8 protein-coding genes are annotated in these 8,291 nt (G+C 69.8%); 4 read left to right on the forward strand and 4 right to left on the reverse strand.

The annotated features are described in order from the left end of the window. Positions 1–1,206: phosphopantetheine-binding protein (locus tag G4D87_RS28805; protein ID WP_205507761.1), on the reverse strand; the 1,206-nt coding region annotated here is incomplete at its 3' end. 258 nt (positions 1,207–1,464) lie between these two features. After that, a complete protein-coding gene (gene trhA, locus G4D87_RS28810; RefSeq protein ID WP_240358688.1) occupies positions 1,465–2,139 on the reverse strand; it encodes a PAQR family membrane homeostasis protein TrhA in 675 nt (224 codons plus the stop codon). Positions 2,140–2,282: 143 nt separating this feature from the next. Between trhA and G4D87_RS28815 the strand changes: the two genes are divergently transcribed. The 3 genes from G4D87_RS28815 (at position 2,283) to G4D87_RS28825 (ending at position 5,079) form a co-directional block, all read left to right on the forward strand. Continuing rightward, positions 2,283–2,924, forward strand: coding sequence for a TetR/AcrR family transcriptional regulator (locus tag G4D87_RS28815; protein ID WP_240358686.1), 642 nt, complete (start codon positions 2,283–2,285; stop codon positions 2,922–2,924). Positions 2,925–3,006: 82 nt separating this feature from the next. Continuing rightward, on the forward strand, positions 3,007–4,413 hold the full coding sequence (locus G4D87_RS28820; protein ID WP_240358687.1) for a TrkH family potassium uptake protein: 1,407 nt from the start codon (positions 3,007–3,009) through the stop codon (positions 4,411–4,413). Positions 4,414–4,422: 9 nt separating this feature from the next. Continuing rightward, entirely contained in the window at positions 4,423–5,079 is a 657-nt protein-coding gene (locus G4D87_RS28825; protein ID WP_163785918.1) for a potassium channel family protein, read from the forward strand. A gap of 14 nt (positions 5,080–5,093) precedes the next feature. Here G4D87_RS28825 and G4D87_RS28830 read toward each other — a convergent pair whose 3' ends face one another. Together G4D87_RS28830 and G4D87_RS28835 are read right to left on the reverse strand one after the other, a co-directional pair. Further along, positions 5,094–6,395, reverse strand: coding sequence for a DUF2254 domain-containing protein (locus tag G4D87_RS28830; RefSeq protein WP_163785919.1), 1,302 nt, complete (start codon positions 6,393–6,395; stop codon positions 5,094–5,096). A 48-nt stretch (positions 6,396–6,443) separates the two neighbouring features. Then, the gene (locus G4D87_RS28835; RefSeq protein WP_163785920.1) at positions 6,444–7,163 is read right to left on the reverse strand and encodes a sulfite exporter TauE/SafE family protein; all 720 of its coding nucleotides are present in this window, start codon (positions 7,161–7,163) and stop codon (positions 6,444–6,446) included. A 49-nt stretch (positions 7,164–7,212) separates the two neighbouring features. Between G4D87_RS28835 and G4D87_RS28840 the strand changes: the two genes are divergently transcribed. Then, a partial coding sequence (locus G4D87_RS28840) for a heavy metal translocating P-type ATPase metal-binding domain-containing protein (protein ID WP_163785921.1) occupies positions 7,213–8,291 on the forward strand: 1,079 nt, incomplete at its 3' end.

Genomic DNA, 8,291 nt, shown 5'->3' on the forward strand with positions numbered 1-8,291 from the left:
CGGCGGGCCCCCCTTCGTCGCGGGCGACGCGAGCAGCCTCGACGTCTGCGCTCCGTGGTGTTTCTCGAGGTAGTCCGCCAGCTCCCGCGGGGTGCTGTGCTCGAACAGCAGCGTGGGGTAGAGCTTGACGTCGAGGTCCTGTTCGAGCCGCCGCACGAGCCGCAGCAGGTGCGCCGAGTCCAGCCCCTGCGAGTAGAAGTTCTCCGAGTCGTCGAGCGCGCTGGCGTCGACCTGCAGCTCCGTGGCGAGCAGGCCGCGCAGGTAGTCGAGCACGGAGGGCGCGGGAGCGGCGGGTTGCACCTCGGCGGCCCGCGCGGGCTCTCGACTCTGAGGCGCCTGCAGCCGCGAAATCAGGCCTTCGGAGCGGATGCGCTTGGTGGACAGCTTGCGCAAGGCCGCGATGCGCTGGCCATCAGGCGCGTAGAAGTCGAGGTCACTGTGGAAGAGGTCGTCCGCCACCAGCCCGGTGCTGTCCTGCCGCACGTGAACGAAGACGCGCTCGCCCGGCGCGTGGCCCGCGCGGAAGGACTCGATGTGGATGGGGATGAAGGGCTGTAGCGCCAGCTCTGGCCGCTGCAGCATGTAGAGGAAGGGCAGCAGGGTGGCGCTGTCCAGGAAGACGGGGTGGAGGTGGAAGTCCTCCAGGTGCTCGAGCGCGGCGTCGCTCAGGTGCAGCGCCCCCAGCACCTCGCGCTCATGGAAGTAGAGCTGGCCCTGCCCCTTCATGAACTCGAGGTGCTCGATGGCCGCGCCGCGCGCATACGCATAGGCGTCATCCACGTCCGATATCCGCTCGGCCTGGCGCATCAGGCGGGCGACGTCGAGCCGCCCATCGAGCGGCGCGTGGGTGACGTGGACCTCGCAGCGGAAGTTCTCGGCAGGCGCTCCCTGGGACTCACCCGTGGAGGACACGGGCCAACTGGTCGCCACCACCTGCCAGTGCGTCGTCGCGGTCTCCTGGGGAGTGAAACACAGGCGGATCCTCCTGCCGGACCGTTCCGTCGTGGCGACGGGCTCAATGAACAGGATGTTTCGCAGCTCCAGCGCGGTCGTATCGAGTCCCCGCGCCGTCAGGGCGCGGAGAACCAGATCGAGGAAGACGACGCCCGGCATGATGCGAACGCCGTGGACGCGGTGATCCCTGACAAGTGGATCCTCATGGACGACCGTGGTGCTGCACTCGAACTCTCGTCGCGGAGGCTTCACTGTTGATATGGATGATACATGTTGAAGTCGCCGCTTCAACAGCCCGGGTTCATTTATCTCATGTTTCCGTACTCAGTTATTTCCTTGAGTCCAAGGTATACTGGGAGATGCGTGTGGCATTGCGAGTGACGTTCTCATGTGTGAGGAATGTGTGTGACATTTTGAGTTACATTTGACTGGTGTTTTGAGACCGCTCCGCCCACCGGGCTCGGGCGTGCGGTGCAGGTGCTCGACGCCAGTGGCCTGGTGTTGCTCCGCCTACACCGTCGCGGCGCGGACGAGCCTCAGGACGACGGTGAAGTGGAGCCCCGCGCCGACCAGCGTCAAGGCGTGGAACACCTCGTGGTAGCCGAAGACGCCGGGCAGGAGGTTCGGCCGCTTCAGGGCATACGCGACGGCGCCCGCCGTGTAGGCGACGCCTCCCGCGAGGATGAGCGTCAGGTCGCTGCCCGAGAGGGCCTGCCGGGCTTCATCGAAGTACGGCACCAGCGTCCAGCCGACCGCGACGGCCAGCGCCGCCGTCACCACCTTGGGCGCCTGTATCCAGAACAGCGACTGGAGGACTCCGGCGAGCGCGCCCGCCCAGATGAGGAGCAGCAGGCCGTCGCCCGCGGCCCCGGAGATGCCCAGCAGCGCGACGGGCGTGTAGGTGCCCGCGATGAGGATGAAGATGGAGGCGTGGTCCATGCGCCGCATCCATGTCCTCCCACGCGTGGACCAGTTCACCCGGTGGTAGGTCGCGCTGACCGCGAACAACACCACCAGGCTGAAGGCGAACACCGCGGCCGCGGCCGCGGCCCGGTCCGTCGGCGCCATCGAGACGAGCACCAGGCCCGCCCCCAGCGCACCCGGGGCGGCGAACTGATGCAGGACGCCGCGCAGCTTCGGCTTCTCCGCGACCTGGGCGCTCAGGACCGGACCCGCGCTTCGAATACGGCGAGGACGTTGAGCGCGGCTGCGTCGGGCAGGACGGCTCGGCGAGAGACGGGATACATGAGGGCTCCAACTCCACCGGAGAGTTTCCAGTTGTAAGGTTACGGTTGGGTAAGTTACTGTTGGGTAGGTTCGAGGTCAACGTGGCGACGAAGAAGCGACTGTCGGGTGCCGACCGCCGGGCCCAGTTGATGGCGGTGGGGCGAGGCGTGTTCGCCTCGAAGGGTTATGAGGCGACCTCCATCGAGGAGGTGGCCCACCAGGCGGGCGTGTCGAAGCCCATCGTCTACGAGCACTTCGGCGCGAAGGAGGGGCTCTACGCGGCCATCGTGGACCGGGAGATGGATGACCTGGTGACGCGCGTGTCGGAGAGCATCGCCACGGGCACGCCTCGCGAGCGGTTCGAGCGGGCGGTGCTGGCCTTCATGACCTACGCCAAGGCGGAGCCCGCGGGCTTCGCGGTGATGACGCGCGACTCACCGCTGGCGGCGGGACGGCGGGGCCTGACGCGCGTCATCGACGACCTGGCGCTGCGCGTCTCGGACATCTTCAAGAGCGAGTTCGAGCACGCCGGCTACGACCCCAAGCTCGCCCCCATCTACGCGAACGCGCTGGTGGGCATGGTGACGCAGGTGGGGCAGTGGTGGGCGGAGGACGGGCGCTCCTTCTCCATTGACCATGTCGCGCGCCACGTCGCGGCGCTCGGGTGGATGGGGCTGCGGCACCTGCCGAAGGCGCCGGCGGCTTCGAGCGGGCGGCGAGGCCCGAAGCGACGCGGCGGGTAAGGGCCGCCGCGCGGCCTGCCCTGGGTCCGCGCGTGGGAAACTGGTGGAATCCCCCGACTTGGAGGATGGTCCGCATTGCTCCGTGGACTCATTTCTTCGTTCCCCCTTCCGTTGGCTCTGGCTGCGCTGGTTCTCCATCTCCCCGGCGATGCTGCTGGCGCTCTCCTTCGCGGTCCTCATCGCGGTGGGGACGGCGGGGTTGCTCTGGCTCCCGGCGCTGTATACCGGCCCGCGCCTGGGCTTCCTCGACGCGCTCTTCACCATGACCAGCGCGGTGTGCGTGACGGGCCTCGCCGTGGTGGACACCGCGACGGCCTTCACCCTCTGGGGGCAGCTGTGGCTGCTCGTCTTCATCCAGCTGGGCGGACTGGGGCTCGTCACCCTCACCACGCTCGTCATCGGCGCGTTGGGCCGGCGGCTGTCCCTCCGCAGCGAGGTCATTGTCGGTGCGCCCATTGACTACACGCACCGGGAGAACGTGCTGTCCCTGACGCTGCGGGTCGCTCGCTTCACCCTGGGGGTGGAGGCGCTGGGGGCGCTGCTGCTGTGGCTGCTGTGGCTGCCGCGGTTCGGCTGGAAGGAGGCGGCCTGGCACGCCGTCTTCCACTCGGTCAGCGCCTTCTGCAACGCCGGGTTCTCCACGTTCAATGATTCGATGGTGGGCTTCAACCGGGCGCCCCTCACACTCCTGGTCATCTCCTTCCTCATCATCCTGGGGAGCCTGGGCTACCTGTCCAGCGAGGAGGCGCTGCGCTGGTGGCGCAGCCGGGACCAGCGCTCGCGGCGGATGAGCGTGCACACCTTCGCGGCGCTGCTCGTCACCGGGGTGTTGCTGGTGGTCGGCACCGTGCTCTTCGCGCTCTTCGAGTGGCGGGGGACGCTGGCGCCCCTGGGCTACGTGGACCGGGTGGCCAACGCCTGGTTCATGTCCGCCACGGCGCGCACGGCGGGCTTCAACAGCGTGAGCTACTCCGAGGTGAGCAACGCGAGCGGCTTCTTCACCATCCTGCTGATGGTGGTGGGCGGCAGCCCTGGCTCCACGGCCGGAGGCCTGAAGACGACGACGCTGGCGGTGCTGGCCGCGCTCGCCTTCACGCGCATCCGGGGCCGCCGGCACGCGGAGCTGCATGGGCGCGCCATCCCGGAGGGCACCATCGAGCGCACCGTGTCGCTGGCCCTCATCGCCTTCGGGCTGATGACCGCCGCCGTCTTCGTGCTCAGCTTCACGGAGGCGCGCGGGGCGGAGTCGGTGCAGGCCGCGCGCGCCAGCTTCCTGCCCGTCTTCTTCGAGGTGGTCAGCGCCTTCTGTACGGTGGGGCTGACCATGGACGTGTCGCCCTCCCTGAGCGTGGCGGGCAAACTGCAAATCATCGGGCTGATGTTCGTGGGGAGGCTGGGGCCGCTGTCCTTCTTCGCGGCCCTCAGCCTGCGCGCCCGGACGCACCTGCGGCACGTGCGCCCCGCGCAAGAGGACCTCATCGTTGGTTAAGGAGCACGGATGAAGCGCATCATCGTGGTGGGTCTGGGCAACTTCGGCTCGGTCATCGCCGCGCGCCTGCATGAGCAGGGGCATGACGTCATCGCCATCGACCCACGCCCGGCGGTGGTCGACGCCCTGGGCTCGCGCGTGTCCAAGGCCATGGTGGGAGACGCCACGCAGCGCCAGGTGTTGGAGGAAGTGGGCGCGCGAGGGGCGGACGCCGCCATCGTCTCCACGGGAGAGGACCTCTCGGCCAGCATCCTCGCGCTGCTCGCTTTGCGGGACACGGGCATCGAGGACATCTACGTGAAGGTCCGCTCGGATGACCACGCGCGCATCGCGGACGCACTGGGGGCCACCGAGAGCATCTTCCCCGAGCGGGAGAGCGCCCTGGGACTGGCCAGCCGCATCACCAGTGGCCGGCTCCTGCAGTACGTGCAACTGGGGCCGGAGTTCGGGCTGCAGGAGATGCCCGTGCCGGAGGAGTGGTACGGCAAGAGCCTGCGCGCACTGGCCCTGCCGCAGCGCTACCGCGTCCACGTGGTGGCCGTGCACGACGTGCTGCAGGACCGCATGCTCCCGGTGCCGGACCCGGACCGGCTGCTCACCCCGTCTGACGCGCTGCTCGTCGCGGGTGAGCCCTCCGCGCTCGAGGCGGTGGCCTCGTTGCGCTGACGCCGTGGCCCGGCTCAGCGCGGCCCATGGCCCTGGGGCCCGGCGCGCCGGGCCTCTTCCGCGACCCGCGCATCCTCGAAGCCCCGGGTGACGTTGGCGTCGAGCAGCGCGCGCTGGCGCTCCAGCTCTTCGCGCCGGAAGACCGGCGCCACGCGCAGCAGGTCCTCCAGCAGGAAGCGCAGGCGGCGGGCCACCTGGATGGAGCCCTCTCCATATTCGCGAATCTCATCCATCGAAAGCCGCACGTAGTCATTGAAGTCAGGGCGCGGGCAGATGAGCCGCGGGACGCCCTGGTCGTCCAGCCGGCGGAGGCTGGGGAAGTGCCGGAGGACCAGCCTGCGCAGCAGGTCATGGAGCTGGTCAATGGCCTGGACGGCCGTGGACGGGTCGTTGGTGCCAGGCGAGAGGGCGCGCTCCGCGATGTCGACGAGCTGGCGGAACCCGAAGGCCGTGTCCTGCTGGAGCGTGCGCTCGCGGCCAACCTGGACCGAGGACAGGGCGGTCTCGAGGTCGAGCGACCCGGCATCACCCCACACTTCGAAGAGCGCGCTGCCATGGGGAACGAAGTCGCCCATCATCGGCACCACCAACAGCGTGACATCGGCCCGCTGGGCGCACCGCAACAACTGCTCCTCGTCCAGGGTGACGAGCACCCCGGAGCGGCCCGCGTGTGGCACCACGAGCGAGGGCGTGCCCTGGGGGCGCTCCAGCGGGGCATCCTCGGCATCATGGCCGACGCCCTCCGGGTACATGCGCTCCAGCGTCTCGCACGTCTCGTCGCGAATCCGCCCGAGGATGACCACGGCGCGAATGGACTGGGCCACGTGGTGGATGAAGAAGATGAAGGTGCCCACGCTGATCAGCACGAACACGACGGCGAGCCAGACGGAGAGCGACGGGACGTGGCTCTCGATGTCCAGGTTCTCCGAGGTGCCCCGCACGCTGCGCATCGCCAGCAGGGCGTAGACAAACGTCCCCACGAAGATGCCGAGGGACAGCTGGCTCTTCCGGTCCCGGAGGAAGGTGCGCAGGATTCGGGGCGAGAACTGGTTGCTGGCCTGCTGGAGCACCAGGATGGTGACGGAGAAGACGAGGCCGGCGAACGTCATCATCGACGAGGCCACCGCGGAGAGCACGGAGCGCGCGCCTTCGGGGCCTCCCTGGAAGAGGTACCAGGTCTGCTCGTCCTGCGGCAGGCGGGCGTCTATCGCCTGGGCGAGCTGGGACAGGCCGATGGAGGCGAACACGCAGAGTGCTGGGACGAGCCAGTAGCTGGTGGCCAGGCGCTCGGCGAAGGGTGTGAGGCTGAGCTTCATGATGGCTGTCGGGCGTGCCCCCGGACACAAGCTGGGCATGCGCCCCGCTCAATGACAACTGGCGCCGCCGGGATTCACGCTCACTGCCCGGTAGATGAGCACCGCCGCCGCCACCAGCGGCACTGCTCGTCGCAGCATGAACGAGACCTGCTTCGGGCACTGCTTCCACAAGGCCGCCTGGAGCTGCGCGCCCAGCAGGGCAGGCAGGCCGCCGAGCGCGAAGGCGCCCAGCACCAGCGCGCCACCCAGGAACGAGCCGCTGGCCAGCGCCACCGCGAAGACGCCGTAGAGCAGACCGCAGGGCAGCAGCGGCGTCACCGCACCCATTGCGCTCGCGCGGCCCGTCCACGAAAACTTTGCGCCCCAGCGCGTCACCCGCCGCGCGAGGTTCGCCATGCCCGGCAGCGGGCGCAGGCGCTTCCCCAGCTCCAGCGCGGACGCGATGAGGGCCGCGGCCATCAGCCACGGGAGGTAGGGCCGCGTGGAGACGGCCAGCGCCTGGGTGACGCCGCCGCCCAGCATGCCCAGCGCGCCGCCCACGAGGGCATAGGCGCCCAGGCGCGCTCCCTGGTAGGCGGCGACGGCCCTGCGCCGCTCCGGGCCTGGAGCGCCGGGCAGGCCCGCGCAGGCCAGCGGTCCGCACATGAGGAGGCAGTGCACGCTCCCCGTGAGCCCCACCACGAAGGCGCCGAGTGCTCCGGCGATGACTGTGGGGGTGGGGCCGGTGGTGTGCAGCAGCGAGGCGAGCGCGGCCGGTTCGAGCGACATGCGCGCGGTGCATCGCAACAGGCATGCCGTTCGCAAGGTGACATCGTGAATGCCTGCCTCCACGCCATCGGAGCCTGCTCCGGCCGCCTGTCTCCACTGCGGCAGTCCCGTTCCTCCCGGGAGCGCGGCGCGCGACTTCTGCTGCGTGGGGTGCGAGGCCGTGCACGGCCTGCTCGTGGAGCAGGGGCTCACGCGCTACTACCAGCTCACGCAAGGAAAGACGGCGCCCGCGCCTGAGCCGCGCAAGGCACGCGCGTTCGCGTGGCTGGAGCCGCTCATCAGCCGCGCCGAGGCCCTTCCGGGTCCCCTGTGTGCGCTCGAGCTGGACGTGCAGGGCATCCACTGCGCCGCGTGCGTGTGGCTGATGAACGAGCTGTTCCGCCGGCGGCCGGGCGGGGCGGGCCTGACGGTGGACCCGGCCCTGGGCAAGGCGCGGATGCTGTGGCGGCGCGGCGCCTTCGATGTGGCGGAGTTCCTGCGCGACGTGGAGGGCTTTGGCTACCGCTTCGGACCCAGCCGCAAGCGCCCGGAGCGCACGAGCCTGGACCTGCCCATCCGCCTGGGCATCTGCGCCGCGCTGTCGATGAACGTGATGCTGTTCTCGGTGAGCTTCTACGTGGGGCTCACGCCGGAGGATGGCGAGCTCTTCCGCCTCTTCACGCGGCTGAGCCTGTGGCTGTCGTCGGCGGTCGTGGTGGTGGGAGGCTGGCCATTCTTCCGCTCCGCGCTCCAGGGCTTGCGGCGCGGCGTGCCGCACCTGGACCTGCCCATCGCCCTGGGCATCCTGCTGGTGTTCGGCATGTCGCTGGCGCAGGCGCGCGGAGGGCGCGGCGACCTGGCGTACTTCGACACGCTCAATACCTTTGTCACGCTGATGCTGGTGGGGCGGTGGCTCCAGCAGCGCGTGTTGGAGCGCAACCGGCGCTTCCTGCTGGATGACGACGGGGCGGAGGGGCTCTTCGTGCGCAGGGAGGAGGGCGCACGGCTCGCCACCGTGCGCGCCGCGGAGGTGGCCGACGGCGACGTGCTGGTGATTGCGCCGGGGGACCTGGTGCCAGTGGACGCGGTGTTGCTCGATTCGGGCGCCCGCGTGTCCACGGATTGGATGACGGGCGAGCCCGGCGAGCG

This window comes from Myxococcus vastator, from assembly GCF_010894475.1.
GTDB classification, from domain to species: domain Bacteria; phylum Myxococcota; class Myxococcia; order Myxococcales; family Myxococcaceae; genus Myxococcus; species Myxococcus vastator.

What these genes read in the sequence shown, in the direction of transcription:
- G4D87_RS28830 (WP_163785919.1), bottom strand. Translation starts at nt 6,395, where the DNA reads ATGAAGCTCAGCCTCACACCCTTCGCCGAGCGCCTGGCCACCAGCTAC.
- G4D87_RS28825 (WP_163785918.1), top strand. Translation starts at nt 4,423, where the DNA reads ATGAAGCGCATCATCGTGGTGGGTCTGGGCAACTTCGGCTCGGTCATC.
- G4D87_RS28835 (WP_163785920.1), bottom strand. Translation starts at nt 7,163, where the DNA reads ATGTCGCTCGAACCGGCCGCGCTCGCCTCGCTGCTGCACACCACCGGC.